Below are 21,274 nucleotides of genomic sequence, written 5' to 3'. Positions count from 1 at the left end.
GGATAGCTTAAAGGGATAGCTCAGTCACCTCCCGGTGCGAGCAACAGATTAGGCGCCGGACGCTGGTAGCCTTCCTGCTCCAGACGCATGTCCAGCAGCAGGCTGGTCAGGTCCGTCGACAGCGCTTCGGCCTCGGCGTCGTTTTCCAGGTAAAGCAGTTTCAGGTAGCTGTGGCAGCCGGGACAGACCTCCGCGCGCAACGGGGCCTGATTGGCGGCGTGGCGGTCATCATCGAGGCTGACGTATTCAAGGCCTTTGCTTTGTTCGCAATACACGCACTTGACCCGCACCACATGCCATTCGCAGGCACACAGCGAGCACACCAGATACCGCAAGCCGTTGTACTTGCCGCGATGGCGAATCACCCCGGCCATGGCCGGTGAACCGCAGGCCGGGCACTGACTGAGACTGTCGCCGGGTTTCAGCGCAAGGTCCGGTGTGCTCAGCAGCCAATGACTCCAGGCCACCTGCAACGCCGCGCCGAGAAACGGCACCACGGCGGCGGGCAGCAAGGCGAACTGGCCGCTGACCAGCGCAATCGCCCAAGCCTTGCGTTGCCCGACGTTGGCGCTGCGCAAGGTCGCCACGGCTTTTTCCACGGCCGGTTGCGGCGGTGGCTGGTAACGCTGCAACAGGGCTTCGAGGTAAGGCAGCCAATGGTCTTCGCGTACCAGACTGTCGGCGGCGAACGGCGGCAAGCCGTGTTGCTGGCACACGCGCATACGTTCGGGATCGGGCACGGCGGCCACGGGCGGATCGTCCATCAGCCCCTGCTGCACGTGGCACAGACCGGTCACCAGCCGCAGGTAATCGGCCAATGGATGGCCGTCGACCAGACGCTCCAGGCGCAAGGCGCGCAAGGTGAACAGGTTGTTCGGTGGCAGGTGCAGAAACGGCGGCGAGCTCGCCGCCGCTTCGATCTCGCCAGGCTCAAGAATCGTCGCCAAGGGGTTATCCTTTTTTGCTGATCGGCCGATCGGGGTGCTCGTCGCGGGTCACTTCGCGGTACCAGAGTTCATGGTGTTTTTTCGCCCAGGCGCGGCTGACCCAGCCATGCGTCATGGCGCTGACCGAACCCTTGATCCAGATGCCGGCGTAGATGTGAACAATGATGCTCAGCACCAGGATGAAACCCGCCAACGCATGCAGCAGCATCGCCCAACGAATGCTGGTGATGCCGAAGTACTCGCTGAAATACGCGCGCCAGATCACCAAGCCGCTGAACAACAGCACCAGCATGCAAATCAGCAAGGTCCAGAACAGCAGCTTCTGCCCAGGGTTGTACTTGCCGATGGGCGGCACGCCCTCTTCCTCGTTCTTGATCACCCGCCCGACGCGTCGCAGCCACAAGCGGTCATTGCTGATAAAGAAGTTCGCCCGGAAGAAGTGAATCACCAATCCCAGGAACAGGACGAACATCACCACGCCCATGAACGGATGCAGAATGCGCGTCCACGGCCCACCGCCAAACAGATTGCTCAGCCAGAACAGTGCCGGATGGAACAACGCCAGCCCCGACAGCGCCGCCATCAAGAAAAAGATCGCCACCAGCCAGTGATTGGTGCGCTGGTTCGAGGTGTAGCGCAGGATCTGTCTGCGGATCATGGTCTGTCCTCCCCGCGCGGATCAAAGGTATGTACCGACGGATCGACTTCATGCACCGCAGGATCAACGGTGGTCGGCAGTTCGTCCTCCTCGACCAGTTGCGGCCCGACCCGCACGTAGTGGAAGAACCCGGCCAGCACCGCCAAACCCATGGCCAGCAATCCCAAGGGTTTGCTCACGCCTTTCCACAACTCCACCAGCGGACTGATGGTCGGAGCGCTCGGCAGGCCGGCATACAACTTCGGTGTGTCGGCGTGGTGCAGCACGTACATGACGTGGGTGCCGCCGACACCTTCGGGGTCATACAGGCCAGCGTTGTCGAAGCCACGGCTCTTGAGGTCGACGATCCTTTCGGCCGCGTGTTCTTTCATGTCGTCCTTGGTGCCGAACACAATGGCGCCGGTCGGGCAGGTTTTGACGCAGGCTGGCTCCAGCCCCACCGCCACCCGGTCCGAGCACAATGTGCATTTGTAGGCCTTGTGATCCTTTTGCGAGATTCGCGGGATATTGAACGGGCAACCGGTGATGCAATACCCGCAGCCGATGCAATGGTCCTGGTCGAAATCGACGATGCCATTGGCGTGCTTGATGATCGCCCCCGGACTCGGGCACGCCGCCAGGCAGCCGGGCTCCGCGCAGTGCATGCAGCCGTCCTTGCGAATCAGCCACTCCAGGTTGCCAGCGTCGGTTTCATGCTCGGTGAAGCGCATCAAGGTCCAGGTTTCTGCGCTCAGGTCCTGTGGGTTGTCGTAGGTGCCAAGGTTGTGGCCGACATCGTCGCGCAGCTCGTTCCATTCCGAGCAGGCGACCTGACAAGCCTTGCAGCCGATGCACTTGGTGGTGTCGATCAGCTTGGCCACTTCCTCTTGATTGCGTACCGAGGACGGGACGGTCGTGGTGGCCGAACGGGCGATGATGTCTTGGCTGGCCATTTAGACTTTCTCCACATTGACCAGGAATGACTTGGATTCCGGGGTCTGAGTGTTGCCATCGCCGAGGAACGGCACCAGGGTGTTGGTCAGGTAACCGTGACGCGTGAGCCCGGTAAACCCCCAGTGCAGCGGGATACCGATCTGGTGCACCACCTGATTGTTGACCTGCAGCGGACGAATCCGCTTGGTCACCACCGCCACCGCTTCTATATGTCCGCGCTTGGAACTGACACGAACCCGGTCGCCAGCGACGATGCCTTTTTCCTTGGCCAACACTTCACCGATCTCGACGAACTGCTCGGGTTGGGAGATCGCGTTGAGCTTGCAATGCTTGCTCCAGAAGTGGAAATGCTCGGTCAGCCGGTAGCTGGTCGCGGCATACGGATAGTCCTTGGCCACGCCTAAGGAATCCCATACCGAATCGAAGATCCGCGCCGCCGGGTTGCTGGTGGCTTTCTTGTTTTGCGGGTGCAGCGGGTTGATGCCGATCGGTGTTTCGAACGGCTCGTAGTGCTCGGGGAAAGGTCCTTCGTTCATCTTGTCGACGGCAAAGAACCGCGCCACGCCTTCCGGGTTCATGATGAACGGATTCATCCCGGCTTCCGGTGGCGAGTCGGCCTTGAAGTCCGGCACATCGGTGCCGCTCCAGACTTTGCCGTTCCACCACACCAGGCGTTTTTTTTCGTCCCATGGCTTGCCTTGCGGGTCGCACGAAGCGCGGTTGTAGAGAATCCGCCGGTTCGCCGGCCAGGCCCAGGCCCAGCCCTGGTGTTGCTTCATGCCATACGGATCGCTGTTGTCGCGCCGGGCCATCTGGTTGCCCGCCTCAGTCCAGCTGCCGCAGAAAATCCAGCAACCGGAAGCTGTACTGCCGTCGTCCTTGAGCTGGCCGAAACCGGCCAGTTGCGCGTTGCCCTTGATCGCCGCGCCGGTAGCGTCGGTGAAGTCAGCGGTGGCATAGCCGTTGATTTCCTTGGCCAGCTCTTCCGGCGAGGGCTCTTCGGCGATTTTGTAGGGCCAGGACAGTTTGAGGATCGGTTCGGCATAAGCGCCGCCGTTGGCCTGGTAACGCTGACGCAGACGGATAAACAGCTCGCTCATGATCCGTATATCGGTGCGCGCTTCGCCAGGGCCGTCGGCGCCTTTCCAGTGCCATTGCAGCCAGCGGCTGCTGTTGACCAGAGAGCCGTCTTCTTCGGCGAAACACGTGGTGGGCAGGCGAATCACTTCGGTCTGGATGCCAGCGGTTTCAACGTCGTTGTACGGCCCGACATTGCGCCAGAACTCCGAGGTTTCGGTGGACAGCGGGTCCATCACCACCAGCCACTTCAGCTTGGCCAGTGCCGCCATCACCCGGTTTTTATCAGGCAACGCAGCGATAGGGTTGAAGCCCTGGCACATGTAGCCGTTGACCTTGCCTTGGCCCATCAGGTCGAACACTTTGAGGATGTCGTAGTTCGGGATGTCGAGTTTTGGCAGATAGTCATAAGCCCAGCGGTTTTCGAGCGTGGCATTCGCGCCGTACCAGGCTTTCATCAGGCTGACGTGGAACTTGCCGTAGTTCTGCCAGTAGGACAGCTGCCCCGGCCGCAACGGTTTTTGCGTGCGCTTGACGATGTAGGCGTTGTAATCCTGCTCCGCATCCTGCGGCAAGGTCAGATAGCCCGGCAGCGCATTGGACAGCAAACCGAGGTCGGTCAGCCCCTGGATGTTGGAGTGCCCGCGCAAGGCATTGACGCCCCCGCCCGGCATGCCGACGTTGCCCAGCAGCAATTGCACCATGGCCGCGCTGCGAATGATCTGCGAACCGATCGAGTGCTGGGTCCAGCCCAGCGCGTAGAGAATCGTCATGGTCTTGCCCGGTTGCGAGCAGGTGGCGATTTCTTCCCAGATCTTGCGCATGGAGTCGACTGGCATGCCACAAATCTGGCTGGCCAGTTCGATGGTGTAGCGGCTGTAATGGGTCTTCATCAATTGATAGACGCAGCGCGGGTCGTGCAGGGTCGGGTCGACTTTGACAAAGCCGTCCTCACCGATTTCATAACCCCAGCCGGACTTGTCCGTGTAGCTGCGTTTGGCCGCGTCGTAGCCGCTGAAGATCCCGTCCTCGAAGCCAAACCCGGCTTTAACGATGAATGACACGTCGGTATAGGCGTGCACGTACTCGTGCTGGATTTTGTTTTCGGTCAGCAGGTAGTTGATCAGCCCGCCCATGAAGGCGATGTCGGTGCCGGTGCGAATCGGCGCGTAATAGTCGGCCACCGAGGCGGTCCGGGTAAAACGCGGATCGACCACGATCAAGCGGGCCTTGTTGTGCGCCTTGGCTTCGGTCACCCATTTGAAGCCGCACGGGTGCGCTTCTGCTGCGTTGCCGCCCATCACCAGGATCAGATTCGCGTTACCGATATCGGTCCAGGTATTGGTCATGGCACCACGGCCGTACGTCGGGGCAAGACTTGCCACCGTCGGGCCGTGTCAGACACGCGCCTGGTTATCAAACCCCAGCATGCCGAGACTGCGAACCACCTTGTGGGTGATGTAACCGGCTTCGTTGGACGCCGCTGAGGCCGCGAGGAAACCGGTGGTCAGCCAGCGGTTCACCATTTGGCCCTGGGCGTTCTTCTCGATGAAGTTGGCGTCGCGGTCGGCCTTCATCAGGTCGGCGACGCGATCGAGCGCTTCATCCCAGGAGATACGCGTCCACTCGGTGGTGCCGGGTTTGCGCACTTGCGGGTATTGCAGGCGGCCGGGGCTGTGAATGAAGTCCAGCAGGCCGGCACCTTTGGGGCACAGGGTGCCGCGGTTGACCGGGTGGTCGGAATCGCCTTCGATGTGGATGATGTTTTGCGCGACGTTCTTGGCCGCATCGCCCTGGCTGTACATGATCACGCCGCAGCCGACCGAGCAGTACGGGCAGGTGTTGCGGGTTTCATGGGTGTGGGCAAGCTTGAAGTGGCGCACCTGCTCGGCGAAGGCAGTCGCGGGGGCCATGCCCAGCGCGCCGAGGCTCGAGCCCGCAAGGCCGATACCAGCGACCTTGAAGAACTGACGACGGTTGAGGTCCATCGTGCACTCCTGTCAGGTGGAGACCCGGTACTTTTGCCGGGTTTTTCTGGACAATCATGGTTGCGGCAGTCTGGCTGCCGACATTTAAAACTGTAGACAATGTTAGAACTGACTGTGTGAAAACCGACCATCGGGCAATACCGGGGCCTCAGCCACCACACATAACCTTGTGGGAGCGAGCTTGTGTGGCGAGGGGATTTATCCCCGTTCGGCTGCGAAGCAGTCGTAAAACCATCATGCGCGGAGTACTTGGCACACCGCGGTTTTCAATTTCGGGGCCGCTTCGCAGCCCAACGGGGATAAATCCCCTCGCCACACAGGCTCGCTCCCACAGGGGCTTGGCGTTTATCATGACCGTCGGATTTACCCTGCCCTTTATGAGACTGAGCATGACTTTCGATTTTGATCAGGTGTTCGACCGCCACAACACCGGCAGTACCAAATGGAGCCGTTACCCGGCCGACGTGTTGCCGATGTGGGTGGCCGACATGGACTTCTCCGCACCGCCGGTGATCATCCAGGCCCTGCAAAAACGTCTGGAACACCCGATGCTCGGCTACAGCGTGGCTCAGGATGACTTGCGCAATGCCATCGTCGCCGACCTCTGGAACAAGTACGCCTGGCGCGTATTGCCTGATGAACTGATCTTCCTGCCGGGCGTGGAGTCGGGGTTCAACATGGCGCTGAATGCGCTGGTCCAGCCGCAGCAGAACGTTGTGGTCCAGGTTCCGAACTACCCGCCGCTGCGCCATGCGCCGGGTCACTGGGGCTTGAACAAGGTTGAACTCGAATTCGACGCGTTGGCGGACGGCACTTACGCCACGCCACTCGATGCCTTGAATCGGGCGCTGACCGGTGGCGGTGCGCTGCTGCTGAGCAACCCGCACAACCCGGTGGGCAAAGTCTTCCCGCGAGAAGAACTGCAAGCGGTCGCCGACATCTGCCTGGAGCAGGACGCCTGGATCATCTCTGACGAGATTCATGCCGAGCTGTGTTTCGACGGGCGCGTGCACATTCCGACGGCGTCCCTGAGTCCGGAAATCGCCAAGCGCACCATCACGCTGATGTCGGCGAGCAAGGCTTACAACATTGCCGGTCTGAAGACGTCGTTCATGATCATTCAGGACTCGGCTTTACGTGCAAAGGTCAACCACGCCCGCTGTGGCATGGTCGACAGCGTCAACCCGCTGGGCATGGAAGCGACGCGCGTCGCCTACAGCGAAGGCGGCCCTTGGCTGGCCGGGTTGAAGGCGTACCTGCAAAGCAATCGGGATTATCTGGTGGACGCGATCAACACCCGACTGCCGGGCGTGACCATGAATATCCCGCAAGGCACGTATCTGGCGTGGCTCGATTGCTCGGCGCTGGGACTGGACAACCCTCAGCAGTTCTTCCTTGAACAGGCCAAAGTCGGGTTGAGCCCTGGTCTGGATTTCGGCGATGACAGCAAACAGTTCGTGCGCCTGAATTTCGGCTGCCCACGATCGTTGCTGGAAGAAGGCATTGCGCGGATGGAGCGCAGCTTGCTCAATCGCAAAGCCTGAATCCAGATCAAAAGATCGCAGCCTGCGGCAGCTCCTACACGGAATTGCGTACACCCTGTAGGAGCTGCCGCAGGCTGCGATCTTTTGATTTTTCGCGACATGAAAATCCAACCGAACTCAAGGCAAAACACCAGGGTCAACCCTTTGACTCCTCTGCCTTGAGAACGGAGATTTCGCAATGATTGCCTATCCCAAACCACCCTTCCCGAAACAGGCCCAGCCCGTCCCCGGTTCCCAAAAGAAAATGGACCCGTACCCCGACTGTGGCGAACAAAGCTACAAGGGCTCAGGCCGACTGGACGGCAAGATCGCCCTGATCACCGGCGCCGACAGTGGCATCGGTCGCGCCGTAGCGATCGCCTTCGCCCGTGAAGGCGCGGATGTTGCCGTCGCCTACCTCAATGAACATGAAGACGCACAGGAAACCGCACGCTGGGTCGAACGGGCCGGCCGGCAGAGCCTGTTGCTGCCCGGTGACCTGGCGCAGAAAGCACACTGCCAGGCCCTGGTGGACAAGACGGTCGAACGCTTCGGCCGGATCGATGTGCTGGTCAACAACGCCGCGTTCCAGATGAGCCACGAACACCTCGAGGACATCCCGGACGAAGAATGGGTGATGACCTTCGACGTCAATATCACCGCCATGTTCAGGCTCTGTCAGGCCGCGTTGAAGCACATGAAACCCGGCAGTTCGATCATCAACACCAGCTCGGTCAATTCGGACATGCCCAAACCGACCCTCCTGCCTTACGCCACGACCAAGGGTGCGATAGCCAACTTCACCGCTGGCCTGGCGCAGATGCTGGGGCCAAAGAACATTCGGGTGAACTGCGTGGCACCGGGGCCGATCTGGACGCCGCTGATTGTCTCAACCATGCCCGATGAAGAGGTTCAGAACTTCGGCGGTCAAACCCCGCTCGGCCGGCCGGGCCAACCGGTGGAAGTGGCGCCGATTTATGTATTGCTGGCGTCAGATGAGGCCAGTTACATCACGGGGCAGCGCTATGGAATCACCGGTGGCAAGCCAATGCTTTAAGTTGAACCCGTCGCCATTTCCAGAGCTCCACATTCTTATAGGCCCTCCAATGGCGGGCCTTTCGATATCTGGAGGTCATCATGTCTGCACCTATCGTCAAGCTGTTCACCCAACCGAACTACGCGTGGACGGATATCCGCAAGGAAGAGGAAGCGCATCCATGCCACTACCTCGCTCATTTACTGTTGCTCGCCATGATTCCCGCTGCGTGCCTGTTTATCGGGACCACCTACGTCGGCTGGAGCCTGGTCGAAAACGAAATCGTCAAGCTCAGCAGCGCCAGCGCGCTACAGCTCTGCGTCTTGCTGTACGTGACCATCGTCGCCGGCGTGGCGCTGATGGGGCTGTTCATCCGCTGGATGTCGCGCACCTTCGACGCGCGGCCGACCGTCAACCAATGCATCGGTTTTGCCGCTTACACCGTGACCCCGTTTTTCCTTGCCGGCCTTGCCGGTTTGTACCCGAGCCGCTGGCTGGCGATTGTGGTGCTGGGCGCGGCGTCGATCTATTCGACGTTTCTACTGTTCGTTGGCTTGCCGACCTTTATGCATGAGCGCAAGGAACAAGGCTTGCTGAACGCCGCTTGCGTCTGGGGCATCGGCCTGCTGGTGCTGGTCACCCTGCTGGTCTCGATGATCCTGCTATGGTTCAACGTATTGACGCCTGAATACCTGCGCGCGACCGTCGGTTGAGCGCCAAAGGCTCTACATCGCGGCACGCACCCGACGAGTACCGAGCATGAGTTTCATTTTATGGGTGGCGGTGCTGGGTGCCGTGCTGCTGACGCTGGCACTGACATCGTCGTACCTGCGCTGGATGCCGGTGACGACGTCGGCGGTGTGCCTGGTGCTGGGTGTAGCCATCGGACCCGCGGGGCTCGGGCTGTTGAAACTGGACACCGATGATGCGTCCACCTGGATGGAGCACCTGACGGAAGTCGCCGTGCTGTTTTCGTTGTTTGTCTGTGGTTTGAAGTTGCGCTTGCCGCTCAGGAACAAAAACTGGCGCATTGCCTACGGCTTGGCCGGCCCGGTCATGGTGTTGACCATTGCCGGTGTCAGCCTGTTGCTGCATTACGCTTTCGACTTGTCTTGGGGCGCATCCGTGTTGATCGGTTCGATTCTGGCGCCCACCGACCCGGTGCTCGCCGCCCTGGTGCAAGTCAACGACGCCCGGGATGACGACAGCGTGCGCTTCGGGCTGTCGGGTGAAGCCGGGCTCAATGACGGGATCGCCTTCCCGTTTGTCATCCTCGGCCTGCTGCTGGTGCAACACGACGGCAACCCCGGCTGGCTGAGCGACTGGGTGCTGCGCAGTCTGTTGTGGGCAGTACCGGCCGGTTTGCTCACCGGCTACTGGATGGGCCGCGGTATTGGCCGCCTGACTTTGTTAATGCGCATCAAAAATGACGACAGCACCCTTTCCCCAAATGATTACCTCGCCCTCGCCTTGATTGCCCTGGCGTATGTCGGGGCCGAGTGGATTCACGGTTATGGATTTTTGTCAGTGTTCGCCGCCGGTTTGGGTTTGCGCCACGAGGAAGTCAAATCCACGGGCGACGACGAACTTCCTGCCGAGCATCTGGTTCAGCCGGTTGTGGGACATCAGAACGTCGAGCCGCAACATGCGGTTCATGGTGATACCGCAAGCCTTGAAGACACTCAGGTTGCCGCGGGCATCATGATGAGCGACATGCTTGCCTTTGGCAGCCTGGTGGAACGGGCCATGGAAGTGTTTCTGGTGACGCTGCTCGGCGTGGTGCTGATGGCGCATTGGGACTGGCGTGCGTTGTCGATCGCCGGCGTGTTGTTTTGCCTGATACGACCGCTGAGCGTCTTCGCCATGCCCTGGGGCAGTTTGCTCAACGGCCACCAGCGAATGCTGATTGGCTGGTTCGGCATACGCGGCATCGGCAGTCTGTATTACCTGTTTTATGCCCTGAACCATGGGGTGGGTGAGTCGATAGCAACGCTATGCACCGACCTGACCTTATCCGTGGTCGCGCTCAGCATTCTCCTCCACGGGATCAGCACTCAACCGATCCTGGCTCGATATGAACGGCAAAAAAAACAGGTTTTTTGATTTCGCTGTGGGTGTGGCTTTTTATTGTCTGAAACATCAATGGTTCACTGCGAACTGCATGGGTCAATTTCTGGACTCATGCAGGCTGCATGACCGCAGTTCGCCATCAGTCGCTTCAACTTATTGTTTTGTAAACACGTTATCGCACTGGCAAACCGGCACGACAAATGCTCCAGGACAATGAGCGACTTTCGGCCTTTAGACCGTTCGCGCTCACCCCATGACTTGTTGGAGAGACTCGACCATGAACGCCATAGACTTGTTGAAAGCCGACCATGAACGTGTAAAAGGCATCCTGACCCAATTAAGCGAATCCACGGAGCGTGGTGTTAAAAAGCGCGGCGAGTTGCTGGCCAAGCTGGAAATGGAGGTCGCCATACATTCCCGCCTCGAAGAGGAAGTCTTGTACCCGGCGTACAAGAAAGCTGGGGGCAAGGAGCAGGACGTCATGTATTACGAAGCCAAGGAAGAACATCGCACCGTTGATTCGCTGGTACTGCCAGACTTGAAGGTCACCGACCCGTCGACGCCGGAATTTGCCGGTCGGGTGAAAGTGGTCAAGGAACTGCTGGAACATCACATTGAAGAAGAGGAAACCGAGATGTTTCCTCAGGCCAGGAAGTTGTTGGGCAAAGCCACCCTGGAAGAGTTGGGGGCGCAAATGGAAAGTTTGAAAGTTCAGTACAAGAAAGAGATAAGCGCAGCCAATCTGGCGGCTTGATGCTGGAGGAATGGCAAGGGCACTGTAATGCTGTTCGCTTAAGGTCGGGGGGCATATCCGTTTCTATGGTAACGGCGGCTGGCGGTTTCGCTCTTACAGCGAGTCCCTTTTTCAAACGCCAAAAAGGAACCAAAAGGCTTTGCCCCTCCATTCGGTGCCTCGCTTAGGCTCGGCATGCCCTCACTCCGGCATTGCTCCGGGGGCCCGCCGCCATCGGCCATCCATGGCCGGGGGCGGCTACCGCGGCATCCTTGCCGCGGTGCCCCCTGCGCAACGCCTGCGTTCGGCCTCTGGGAAAGGGGGCAAGCAGATCAAGATCAAAAACCAGAGCCAAAGCCAAAGCCAAAGCCAAAGCCTGGCGCGGTACCTGTGGGAGCGAGCCTGCTCGCGAAAAACGTCCGGACATCGCGTCCATTCAGACAGCACGCGTTATCGTTCACGTCTTTCGCGAGCAGGCTCGCTCCCACAGGGGAATGCGTACGCTTGAAGAGACAGGCCGGCCGGTAGGCCGCCTCGCGGTGCTTTTGCGGTGCACGCCCCATCGAGAGGCCGAGCGCAGGTTCTGCGCAGTGGGCAACCCGGCATGGATGCCGGGTTAGCCGCCCCCGGCCATGGATGGCCGATGGCGGCGGGCCCACGGAGCAGGACCGGAGCGAGGGCATGCCGAGCCTCAGCGAGGCACCGAACGACAGGGGCAAGAGCCCTTGGTTACTTGGGGCTTTTCCAAGTGACTCGCTGTAAAAGCGAAACCGATAGCCGCCGTGACCGCAGCAACGGATATGTACCCGATCACAAAAGCGGCCAAACACTGAGCAAGCGTTGTCACTTCATGCTCGTGGCAATGATTTCCACCAGATTAAGTTGGGTAAAGGGTTTGGACAGCCGCGGCAGTCTGGTCGCGAAACCTTCCAGACGCTCGGCGTAACCGGTGGCAAGGATGATCGGCAGGTTCGGCTTGATGATCCGGATAGCCTGCGCCAGTTGCGCGCCATTCATCTGCGGCATGGCCATGTCGGTGATGACCAGATCAATCGCCTGTTCGCTGTCGAACATTGCCAGCGCCTGCGCGCCGGACGCTGCACTGATCACTCGATGTCCCAGGTCCTCGAGCAACAGGCAGGTACTGGTCAATACCAGGCTGTCGTCGTCCACCACCAACACACACAGTCGGGGCACCGGCGGAGCGGCTTGCTCCTCGGCAACTGGTTTGGCGACTGAACCAGCGGTGGCGACGGGTATCCAGAGTTCGGCGGTTGTGCCTTTGTCCTTCAGGCTCTTGAGAACGAATCGGCCGCCCAATTGCTCAATAAAACCATGAACCATCGACAACCCCAGACCAGTGCCTTTACCAACGCCCTTTGTGGTGAAAAAAGGGTCCGTTGCCGATGCCAGCGTCGCGTCATCCATGCCCTCACCGGTGTCGGTGACACTCAGGCAGACATAACGACCGGGTGCCAGGGAAAGCTGCGCCTTGTCCAGAACAGCATCAGTCTGGGCACTGATCACGATTTTTCCGCCATGGGGCATTGCATCTCGAGCGTTGGTCACCAGGTTCAGAACCGCCAGTTCGAGCTGATTGATGTCGGCCAGGACCGGTTCAAGTTCTTGCGAAAAGCGCGTTTCGAGCACCACGGAGGGCCCAAGGGAGCTGCGCAACAGCCCGATAATCCCTTGCACCAGCGTCGGGATCTCGACAGGTTCGGACTTGAGCTCCTGGCGTCTGGCAAACGCCAGCATGCGCTGAGTCAGGGTTACGCCACGTTGGGCACCCTGGGTAGCGTTGTCCACCAATCGGGTAATTCTCGAATCGTCCCCGACGCGTTTGCCGATGATCTCCAGATTGCCAAGGATGACGGTCAGCAAGTTGTTGAAGTCGTGGGCAATGCCACCACTGAGTTGACCGATGACCTGCAGCTTCTGCGCCTGAAACAGCGCTTCGCGGGTTTGCTCCAGGGTCTGCTGGGCTTGTGTGACTTCGGTGATGTCACGGGTGATCTTGGCAAAGCCGAGTAACGTGCCGGTGTCGCCCCAAATCGGGTCGACCACGACATGCGCCAGGAATCGCGTACCGTCCTTGCGCACGCGCCAGCTTTTGTTTTCGAATCGCCCCTCACGTACCGCAATGTCCAGAGTCCGTTGTGGTTCGCCGGCCTCGCGATCTTCCTGGGTGTAAAACATCGAAAAATGCTGACCAATGACTTCTTCGGGCAAGTAGCCCTTGATGCGCTGAGCCCCAAGATTCCAATTGGTCATGCGGCCATCCGGCGTGAGCATGTAGATGGCGTAATCAGTGACACTTTGAACCAGCAGGCGGAATTGCTGCTCGCTTTGCTTGAGGATCTCTTCAGCCATCTTGCGGTCGGTCAGGTCCCGGGTGATCTTGGCAAACCCAAGCAATGTGCCCGACGGGTCGAGAATCGGATCAATGACCACGTGGCACCAAAAATGCGTGCCGTCCTTGCGAACCCGCCAGCCTTCGCCCTCGAAACGTCCCTCCCTGATCGCCGTGTCCAGTGCCCGTTGGGGCAAACCGGCTCGGCGATCCTCTTCGGTATAGAACCGCGAAAAGTGCTGACCGAGAATCTCGGCCTCTTCATACCCCTTGAAACGCCTGGCGCCGGCGTTCCAGCTGGTGATGATGCCATCGGGATCAATCATGTAGATCGCGTAGTCAATCACAGCATCGATCAACAGGCGAAAACGACTGTCGTCGATGGCGTTGGCTTTGGTCCGATCCTCGTTCATTGATCCCTCGTGGCATGAGCGTTTTTTTGAGTATGCGGCAAACCACGCATTTGAAAAGTCGGAAAAAAGGTACTCGTCGCCCCGCGTTATCGATTCACGTGCTTTACGATGTAGGCGTACAGGTCGTTGTAGACGAAATTTGGAACATGCGAAGCATGAGTCGTCGTCTTGAGCAGTGCCAGATGACACTCTTTGACGACTTCGTCGCGATCGCTCGCCGCGAAGACGTAATTGTCGATAATGTTCGAATAGATGCTGTATGCAAAATTTACCTTGGTTGTCGTGGTGGTGACGGAACCGTCGACACCTTTTGAGTAGGTACTCTGGGCAATCAAGGTGCGCTCGTTCAACAGGCCGAACCCGCGTTCGTACACATTGACTTGCGAGCCGCTGACCGCTTTTGCAGCCGTCTCGAAGGCCAGGATGATCGCAGGCGCATAACTCATGCTGGCATCCAGCGTCGATACCGTGAGAAACCGTTCCATTTCCAGGGCTTCAAGGCTTTTGAACGCTCGTTTAATGCTCGACACATGAGCAAACTCTTGAGTGCAACCCACGATGTGAGTTTCGAACTGATAGCCAGCGGCGGTCGCCGACTGCGGGAAGGCCGCGAAATCGAGGCTATCGAACGCACACTCCATGATGATGTTGAATTTGCCGGTGAAGGCCTGCGTAAAGATCTTCTTACTGATTTCACGGACGAATGCCTCGGTATGCTCATACGCATGCAAGACGCCAAGTTTGATCATCTCTGTGTATTGAGGGTGTTTCTTGCGGTAGTCGGGCAGGTACAGGCGAACATAGTTGTTGTAGCGATTTGAAGGCAGCAGGGTCTTTTCCAGCAGATAGGTTTTACCTGACCCTTGCAGCCCGGCAACGACCAGAATTTTTGGGATTGCCTCGGCCGTGATGCCGCTGAACAGCGTTGCTTTTATTTCATCGAATGCAGCGGTGACCTGCTCAGGGGTGTACGTGTATTTCGGTGCTACTGACATATCTTGATTTCCTTATCAAAGATTCAGCGTGAAAGTGATGACTGGCTCTTTGAATAAAGACAGTATTCGCTGATTGTTCAAATGGGCGTGTCTTTCAAGATATGTCGATGTTTTTAAAGTAAAAAATCCTACTCAACAGTGTGCAAAATCCTCGGAGCAATCGACCACCAGCGCGGCAGTAACTGTTTGACCTTGCTGTCGCCAAACCGGTCATCGATCAGCATCACCACCCCTTGGTCCTGCTGGGTGCGGATCACCCTCCCCGCCGCCTGCACCACTTTCTGCACACCGGGAAACAGGTAGGTGTAGTCATAACCGGCGCCGAAAATGGCTGCCATGCGCTGTTTCAACTGCTCGTTGACCGGGTTGAGTTGCGCCAGTCCGAGGGTGGCGATAAACGCTCCAATCAGTCGCGCCCCGGGCAAGTCGATGCCTTCGCCAAAAGCCCCGCCCAACACCGCAAAACCGACACCCTGACTTTCGGCGGTGAACTGATCGAGAAAATCCTGTCGCTGCCCTTCCCCCATGCCCCGGGACTGCGACCACAGATTGATGTCGGGATGCCTCTGGGCCAGCAACTGCGCCACTTGCTGCAAGTAATCAAAACTGCTGAAAAACGCCAGGTAGTTGCCGGGACGCTGGCTGAACTGCCGGGCAATCAGCTCGACGATCGGCGCAAGGGATGACTGGCGATGGACGAACCGCGTGGAGATCTGGCTGACGATGTGCACTTGCAGCTGATCGGCGTGAAATGGCGATTCAACGTCTATCCACACCGTGTTCGCCGGCGTACCCAGCAGGTCGGCATAGTAGTGGCGAGGGCTCAGGGTCGCGGAAAACAGCACGGTGCTGCGTGCTGCCGTCAAGCGCGGGCGGATGAAGCCGGCGGGCACCACGTTGCGCAGGCACAGCTGCGACAGGTTGCGTTGACGGTCGAGGTCGCGCTTGCTGATGTCGAACAGGAACTGTTCATCAAAGAGCTCGGCCACCCGGCAAAATTGCAGCATGTCGAAATAGAAGTTCTGTAACGCCCCGTCCAGGCCTTGCGGATGATCGTTCAGGTAATCGCCGATGCTCGCGCTGCACGATGACAACGCCTGGAGCAGCTTTTCCGGCGCCTTGTCATAGGCCTGATAGGCGCCGAGTTGCAGGTTATGCAGGGCATTCCATTCACGGTTGACCCGCTGCAAGGATTTTTTCAACGCCTCGGGAGCGGTTTTTCGTACAGCGTTGAGGGTCGATTGGTCGAGGCTGGCGCTGTACATCTGCCGGCCGCGCTCCACCAGATTGTGCGCTTCGTCCACCAGCACTGCGACTTTCCAGTTATTGGCCTGGGCCAGCCCGAACAGCAGCGCGCTGAAATCGAAATAGTAGTTGTAATCGGCGACTACCACGTCTGCCCAACGGGCCATTTCCTGGCTCAGGTAGTAGGGGCAGACGTCGTGTTGCAGGGCAACCTTGCGCAAAGCGTTCTGGTTCAGCAGGGACAACTTGCTGGCCGCCTGGCGAGCGGCGGGCAAGCGATCATAGAAACCCTGGGCCAACGGGCAGGATTCGCCGTGACAGGCTTTGTCCGGATGCTCGCAGGCCTTGTCCCGGGCGATCATTTCGAGCACCCGCAAGGGTGGCGCGTCGGCGCTGTCGAGGATCACTTGCGCGGCGTCCAGCGCCAGTTTGCGCCCCGGGGTTTTCGCCGTGAGGAAGAACACCTTGTCCAGTTGCTGCGGTGCCAGGGCCTTGAGCATGGGGAACAGCGTGCCGACGGTCTTGCCGATCCCCGTGGGCGCCTGCGCCATCAAGCAACGACCGGTGCTGACCGCCTTGAACACCGATTCCGCCAGATGGCGTTGCCCGGGACGAAAGTCGGCATGGGGAAACGCCAGTTGTTGCGCCGCCCGATTACGCCCTTCGCGATGAGCCATTTCCTGCTCGGCCCAGTGCAGGAACAAGGCGCAATGTTGTTCGAAGAACAGCTGCAGTTGCGCGGCGCTGAAAGACTCGACCAGGCAGGTTTCCTTTTCATTGACGATGTTGAAGTACACCAGGGCCAGATTGATCTGCGTCAGCTGCAGTTTCTGGCACATCAACCAGCCGTAAATCTTCGCCTGCGCCCAGTGCAGCTGACGGTGGTTGGCCGGTTGCTTGCTCAAGTCGCCGCGATAGGTTTTGACTTCTTCCAGGCAATTTTGCGCGGGGTCGTAGCCGTCGGCCCGGCCCTTTACCTTCAACGTTTGATACAGGCCTTCAAGCGCGACTTCACTCTGGTAGCCCTCGCTGCGCCGGGACGCCACCGTACGGTGCCCGACAATCCCTTCCAGCGCCGTCGGCGAAGGCGTAAAACGCAGGTCGAGGTCACCGACCTTGGCGGTGAACTCACACAGCGCCCGCACCGCGATGCTGTAACTCAAGCGCCCTGCTCCGCCCATTGCACGTAGCAGACGGCAATCGGCATCTGGTGCTCATGACAGAACTCGAGCCAGCGCAATTGATTGTCTTGCAGGCGATCACCGGGGCCTTTGACTTCGATCATCCGGTAGGTTTTGTCCTGCGGCCAAAACTGGATCAGGTCCGGCATGCCGGCGCGATTGGCCTTGATGTCCGACAGCAGTCGATTGAACCAGTGCTTGAGGTGTTCGGCCGGCAGGCAATCGAGTGCCTGATCGAGCAATGCTTCGTTCAGCACACCCCAGAACACGAAGGGCGACTGCACGCCCCACTTGCTGGCATAGCGTTCGCGAATCGTCTGACGGTAGCGCCCGTCATCGAGTTCAGCCAGGCAGCTTTGGAACAGCTCCGCACGGCGTGCGTGAAAATCCTCATTGAGCAGATCCACCGGCCCACGCTGGAACGGGTGGAAAAACGCCCCCGGCAACGGCGCGAAAATCGCCGGCCAGCACAGCAGGCCGAACAGCGAGTTGATCAGGCTGTTTTCGACGTAATGCACCGGTGCCGAATCTTCCGCCAAATGCGCCTGAACGTAAGACTCCACCGACAATGCCGGGTCGGTTCTGGGCAGTTGCAGGTCCAGGCGCAGCATCTCTCGTGGGGACGAGCGCTTTATCACCGGCCCGCCCAGCTTGCGCCGCAGCCTGGGCAGCACACGCAGCAATTGTTGCTGCTCGGCGGCACTTTCCGGCGATTGCTCCACCGCGGTGGCTAGGTCCATGGCCAGCTGGTATTCACCGCAGCGCTCCAACACGCGAATCAACCGCAGGCGCGCGCCGGGATAGGCACACTCGCGGTAGATCGCCAGTGCGGTAGAGAAATCCGCCACACGCTCGCAGTGCTGACCGATCTGGAACAACAGTTTTTCGCGACGTCTTTGCAGCCAGGGATTGCTCAGCGCCAGCCCTTTGATCTGCTCGACAATGCCTTCCACGGCTTCACCGGCCTCGAAATGTTGCTGACATTCATGAAGGAAGAGGCAGGCGTCCACGTCGTCACGGCTGCGCAGGCCTCGGGAGTCGGCGCAGAACTCGACTTTTTCATAGGTAAAGATGCCCAGGTCAGCCAGCACGAACTCGGACCAGTCCTGGTAAAGATTGCCAAAAAACATCAAGCGCAGCCGATCACACAGGCCCATGATGGTCAGGCTGAACAATCGATCATCCAGCGCCGGGCACCACTGGCCGAAGCTGTGAGTCTGGGGAAACCGTTCGCTCAGTGCGGGCAGCCAATCGGTCTTTTTTCCCTTGGGTTGATCGATGGTGGGGCCAAAACACTGGAGAATTTCCGCCTTGAGCAGTACCTCGAACAGCGCTTCGATCGACAGCGGCGATTGCTCATCGATCCAGCCCAGCGCCAGCAGCGGGCCGGCGGCAATGCCGATGTCGCCGATCTCGAGGTAATGCAGCTTGCTCGCCCGGAAATGAATCCCCTTGCGCATCACCATCCGGACCAGCAACGCCTTAGACTCACGGGGCAACCGCTTGAACTCGCGGGTGAAGTGTTGCTCTTCGACACTCAGCACATCGGCATAGCGAAGCTCAAGCCAATCAAGCACTTGCATGAAGTTGTTCAAGTAATAGAACGGATCGTCGAGCGGATTTGCAGTCACAGGAAAAAAGGCCATGGCGAGCGAGTACTGGTTATGCGTACAGATACCAGCTACGCCCTGCCCGGGCAAACGGAAAAGGATAAGCGGCGGCCTGATTCGGTAATTTTTCCGGTGTCTATGAACTTTCTGCCGCTCCATCGCACCTAACCGCGATAGAGGTACAGCGAAGTCTGATTTCGTTCGTGGCAGTCGCGCTGTTTTTTTTGAAGGATGAGAGGTGGTTATGAATATCAAGACTCTGGGCTTGCCCCTGGCGGTAGCGGCCTTTCTGGCCCTGGCCGGTTGCTCGACGCCAACGGTTGTGACGCTGCAGAACGGCACCCAGTATTTGACCAAGGACATGCCGAAAACCAAGACCAAGGACGGCTTCTTCGAGTTCGAAGACATTTCCGGGGCGAAAGTGAAGGTCAGGGCCGATGAAGTGAGCACGATTCGGCAGGAAGACTGAATACCGCGTTATCGTTCATCGTCGGAACGCCGCCCGGAGCCGGCTCACTCCCACATTAGACCGAGTTCTAATGTGGGAGTGAGCCTGCTCGCGATGGGGCCCTTACAGGCAGCAAATCACCATCAGGCGATAACCACCCCTGAGCCGGACAAGCTATCCAGCCCAACCCCAACCAACGTCACTGAATCCCCCCCAAACGTCAGCACCGTGTCGTGCCCCACCGCCGTGGCATGCGCCCGATAGTCGTCGTTCGGCGTCACCCCCTGAACCCCGAGAAACACCAGTTTGTCGCTGGCCTGGTAGCCAACCACCCGGTCCTGACCAAACGCGCCGCTAAACAGGAACGTATCGATCCCGCCTCCCGACTCCAACACATCATTGCCCGCCCCGCCGACAAACACATCGTTACCATTGCCGCCGAGCAAATGATCATTGCCATCCAGCCCGAACAACCAATCACCACCGGCATGAGCCGTGAGCGTATCGGCGCCGGCCCCGCCCTTCACCGTTGACGCGTACTGAGTCAGGTTGGTGCCTGCCTTAAGGCCGTCGGCAGTGACGCTGCGGATCACGTCATCCTTGAACAGCCCCCACAGAAACCCCGGTTCCTGGGTCACAATGCTGCCGATGTCGCGGGTCATGCTGATGCCGCCATTGGCGTCGCGGATGTACAGGTTGCCGGCGCCGTCGTTGGCGAAGTCGAAGTTTTTGACCGACTGCTGCACGTCCAGCACGTTGTTGCCCTTGCCGCCCAACAGGATGTTGTAGCCACCACCGTCGCGGAAAGTATCGTTGCCATCGCGGCCTTCCAGATAGTCGTTGCCCCGGCCACCCTGGATCAGATCGTTGCCGTCACTGCCGATGATGAAGGTGCTGCCCTTGTGGGTTTCTGCGTTGCGATTGAGATCCTGAACCCACGTGTTGGCACGCGCCGGGTCCGACAGATTGGCAACGATAATCGTCGAGTCTTTGCTGGTGAGGTCGTAGAACTTCGACTCGATCACCCGGTTCATGCCGTCGCCATAGGCGGTGGGCAAGTGCGAGATCCAGGTCGGGATGTTGAGGATGGAAAACGGCAGCACATTCCACGCTGTCGAAGCGTAGTGGTCATTGAAGCTGACGATGTTATCGGTCGCCGAGACCTTGGCGGCATCGTGCACGCCCACCGATGACAGGTTAAAGGATGAACCGTCGAGGGCGCGGTACACCGGGTCGTTTTCGTAACCGACGTTCAGCACTTTGTCGGTGCTGCTTTGGGTCGGCGAGGCGTAGGCGATGTAGTTGGAATCCTGGTAGAACCCGGCCCACTTGTCGTTGCTCAAATCCGCCAGGCTGTTGACCGCCAGCCCGCCGAGGCTGTGACCGCTGACCAGCACGTCCTTGCCCGACAGGCCATTGGCCCGGGCAAAGGCCGCCACGTCGCCGAGCAGATTACCGAAGGCTTCGCCGACGTAGTTTTTCGCATAATCCTTTGGCCCCAACGCCGCCAGCAGATCATTGATCACATCGCCGATGGAGTCGCCGATCTGGATTTCTCGTGGGCCGCTGGTGCCGCGAAAGGCGATACCGATTTCGCTCAGATGACCTTGCGCGTCGTACTTGCCGAGGATTTCCACCTGAGCGCTGGTGTACCCGGCCTTTTCGCCGAAGAACGTTCCGCGTGCATCAACCTTGCCGTCATAGCCCAGTTGCGTGGCGGTGATCGGCGTCCAGCCGGCTTTCTGCACCACGTCCAGTGCGGCTTTTTCCGAATCGGGGTTCCAGGGGATTCCGGGAATGACGCCTTGGGAGTCGGTGCCGCCGATCAGTGCGGTCACCAGTGTCGCCGGCAAGCCAAGGCCGAAGCCGTTGTGCTGATAGCCAGTGGCAAAGCCGTTATCCAGGTTGTGGTAGGAATACAGCGTGATTGCCATCGCGTCGGTAAATAACGCTTTGGAATCGGCTGTACCGAAGTTTTTGTAGTCGTACACACCCATTGGTATTGCCTCTCTTTTGTTGGAATTGTTAGAGATAGCTCACAACCAGGACGCCTCACTCACGAGG

Annotated in this window: 15 protein-coding genes; 6 read left to right on the top strand and 9 right to left on the bottom strand. The window is 59.1% G+C overall.

Annotated features, from left to right (window positions below; translation table 11 throughout):
* Positions 1-20: 20 nt before the first annotated feature.
* Genes fdhE through fdnG form a run of 4 tightly spaced genes read right to left on the bottom strand, consistent with a single transcriptional unit; the run spans position 21 to position 5,603 of the window.
* Positions 21-947: a formate dehydrogenase accessory protein FdhE gene (gene fdhE, locus PMI27_RS22430; RefSeq protein WP_008146868.1), complete on the bottom strand. Its 927-nt coding sequence runs from the start codon at positions 945-947 to the stop codon at positions 21-23.
* A gap of 4 nt (positions 948-951) precedes the next feature.
* Positions 952-1,605, bottom strand: coding sequence for a formate dehydrogenase subunit gamma (locus PMI27_RS22435; RefSeq protein WP_008146870.1), 654 nt, complete (start codon positions 1,603-1,605; stop codon positions 952-954).
* Positions 1,602-2,537: a formate dehydrogenase subunit beta gene (gene fdxH / locus PMI27_RS22440; RefSeq protein ID WP_008146872.1), complete on the bottom strand. Its 936-nt coding sequence runs from the start codon at positions 2,535-2,537 to the stop codon at positions 1,602-1,604. Before fdxH ends, PMI27_RS22435 begins: the two co-directional genes overlap by 4 nt.
* Positions 2,538-5,603, bottom strand: coding sequence for a formate dehydrogenase-N subunit alpha (gene fdnG, locus PMI27_RS22445; protein ID WP_150113512.1), 3,066 nt, complete (start codon positions 5,601-5,603; stop codon positions 2,538-2,540).
* A 389-nt stretch (positions 5,604-5,992) separates the two neighbouring features.
* Between fdnG and PMI27_RS22455 the strand changes: the two genes are divergently transcribed.
* The 5 genes from PMI27_RS22455 (at position 5,993) to PMI27_RS22475 (ending at position 10,986) form a co-directional block, all read left to right on the top strand.
* The gene (locus tag PMI27_RS22455; protein ID WP_008146879.1) at positions 5,993-7,147 is read left to right on the top strand and encodes a MalY/PatB family protein; all 1,155 of its coding nucleotides are present in this window, start codon (positions 5,993-5,995) and stop codon (positions 7,145-7,147) included.
* A 178-nt stretch (positions 7,148-7,325) separates the two neighbouring features.
* Positions 7,326-8,183: an SDR family oxidoreductase gene (locus PMI27_RS22460; RefSeq protein WP_008146882.1), complete on the top strand. Its 858-nt coding sequence runs from the start codon at positions 7,326-7,328 to the stop codon at positions 8,181-8,183.
* 80 nt (positions 8,184-8,263) lie between these two features.
* The gene (locus PMI27_RS22465; RefSeq protein ID WP_008146884.1) at positions 8,264-8,875 is read left to right on the top strand and encodes a Yip1 family protein; all 612 of its coding nucleotides are present in this window, start codon (positions 8,264-8,266) and stop codon (positions 8,873-8,875) included.
* 46 nt (positions 8,876-8,921) lie between these two features.
* Positions 8,922-10,265, top strand: a complete 1,344-nt coding sequence (locus PMI27_RS22470; protein ID WP_008146886.1) for a cation:proton antiporter — start codon at positions 8,922-8,924, stop codon at positions 10,263-10,265.
* A 244-nt stretch (positions 10,266-10,509) separates the two neighbouring features.
* Positions 10,510-10,986, top strand: coding sequence for a hemerythrin domain-containing protein (locus PMI27_RS22475; RefSeq protein ID WP_008146888.1), 477 nt, complete (start codon positions 10,510-10,512; stop codon positions 10,984-10,986).
* A gap of 822 nt (positions 10,987-11,808) precedes the next feature.
* Here PMI27_RS22475 and PMI27_RS22480 read toward each other — a convergent pair.
* The 4 genes from PMI27_RS22480 to PMI27_RS22495 form a co-directional block, all read right to left on the bottom strand.
* Positions 11,809-13,731 (bottom strand): hybrid sensor histidine kinase/response regulator, encoded by a 1,923-nt coding sequence (locus PMI27_RS22480; RefSeq protein ID WP_008156319.1) that lies wholly within the window; start codon positions 13,729-13,731, stop codon positions 11,809-11,811.
* An 86-nt stretch (positions 13,732-13,817) separates the two neighbouring features.
* Positions 13,818-14,726, bottom strand: coding sequence for a zeta toxin family protein (locus PMI27_RS22485; RefSeq protein WP_008156321.1), 909 nt, complete (start codon positions 14,724-14,726; stop codon positions 13,818-13,820).
* A gap of 128 nt (positions 14,727-14,854) precedes the next feature.
* The gene (locus PMI27_RS22490) at positions 14,855-17,134 is read right to left on the bottom strand and encodes an ATP-dependent DNA helicase (RefSeq protein WP_008156323.1); all 2,280 of its coding nucleotides are present in this window, start codon (positions 17,132-17,134) and stop codon (positions 14,855-14,857) included.
* Complete coding sequence (locus PMI27_RS22495) at positions 17,131-18,798, bottom strand: VRR-NUC domain-containing protein (RefSeq protein WP_008156326.1); 1,668 nt, start codon at positions 18,796-18,798, stop codon at positions 17,131-17,133. The genes PMI27_RS22490 and PMI27_RS22495 overlap by 4 nt, the downstream gene beginning before the upstream one ends.
* Before the next feature lie 208 nt (positions 18,799-19,006).
* Between PMI27_RS22495 and PMI27_RS22500 the strand changes: the two genes are divergently transcribed.
* On the top strand, positions 19,007-19,231 hold the full coding sequence (locus tag PMI27_RS22500) for a YgdI/YgdR family lipoprotein (RefSeq protein ID WP_008156328.1): 225 nt from the start codon (positions 19,007-19,009) through the stop codon (positions 19,229-19,231).
* A 122-nt stretch (positions 19,232-19,353) separates the two neighbouring features.
* Here PMI27_RS22500 and PMI27_RS22505 read toward each other — a convergent pair whose 3' ends face one another.
* Positions 19,354-21,207, bottom strand: a complete 1,854-nt coding sequence (locus PMI27_RS22505) for a polyurethane esterase (protein ID WP_008156331.1) — start codon at positions 21,205-21,207, stop codon at positions 19,354-19,356.
* Positions 21,208-21,274 lie beyond the last annotated feature (67 nt).

It is taken from the genome of Pseudomonas sp. GM41(2012) (assembly GCF_000282315.2).
GTDB lineage: Bacteria > Pseudomonadota > Gammaproteobacteria > Pseudomonadales > Pseudomonadaceae > Aquipseudomonas.
Note: the sequence above shows the minus strand (reverse complement) of the source record. Positions and strands in the feature narration are given on the sequence as shown.

What these genes read in the sequence shown, in the direction of transcription:
- PMI27_RS22435 (WP_008146870.1), bottom strand. Translation starts at nt 1,605, where the DNA reads ATGATCCGCAGACAGATCCTGCGCTACACCTCGAACCAGCGCACCAAT.
- fdxH (WP_008146872.1), bottom strand. Translation starts at nt 2,537, where the DNA reads ATGGCCAGCCAAGACATCATCGCCCGTTCGGCCACCACGACCGTCCCG.
- PMI27_RS22455 (WP_008146879.1), top strand. Translation starts at nt 5,993, where the DNA reads ATGACTTTCGATTTTGATCAGGTGTTCGACCGCCACAACACCGGCAGT.
- PMI27_RS22460 (WP_008146882.1), top strand. Translation starts at nt 7,326, where the DNA reads ATGATTGCCTATCCCAAACCACCCTTCCCGAAACAGGCCCAGCCCGTC.
- PMI27_RS22465 (WP_008146884.1), top strand. Translation starts at nt 8,264, where the DNA reads ATGTCTGCACCTATCGTCAAGCTGTTCACCCAACCGAACTACGCGTGG.
- PMI27_RS22470 (WP_008146886.1), top strand. Translation starts at nt 8,922, where the DNA reads ATGAGTTTCATTTTATGGGTGGCGGTGCTGGGTGCCGTGCTGCTGACG.
- PMI27_RS22475 (WP_008146888.1), top strand. Translation starts at nt 10,510, where the DNA reads ATGAACGCCATAGACTTGTTGAAAGCCGACCATGAACGTGTAAAAGGC.
- PMI27_RS22480 (WP_008156319.1), bottom strand. Translation starts at nt 13,731, where the DNA reads ATGAACGAGGATCGGACCAAAGCCAACGCCATCGACGACAGTCGTTTT.
- PMI27_RS22485 (WP_008156321.1), bottom strand. Translation starts at nt 14,726, where the DNA reads ATGTCAGTAGCACCGAAATACACGTACACCCCTGAGCAGGTCACCGCT.
- PMI27_RS22495 (WP_008156326.1), bottom strand. Translation starts at nt 18,798, where the DNA reads ATGGCCTTTTTTCCTGTGACTGCAAATCCGCTCGACGATCCGTTCTAT.
- PMI27_RS22500 (WP_008156328.1), top strand. Translation starts at nt 19,007, where the DNA reads ATGAATATCAAGACTCTGGGCTTGCCCCTGGCGGTAGCGGCCTTTCTG.
- PMI27_RS22505 (WP_008156331.1), bottom strand. Translation starts at nt 21,207, where the DNA reads ATGGGTGTGTACGACTACAAAAACTTCGGTACAGCCGATTCCAAAGCG.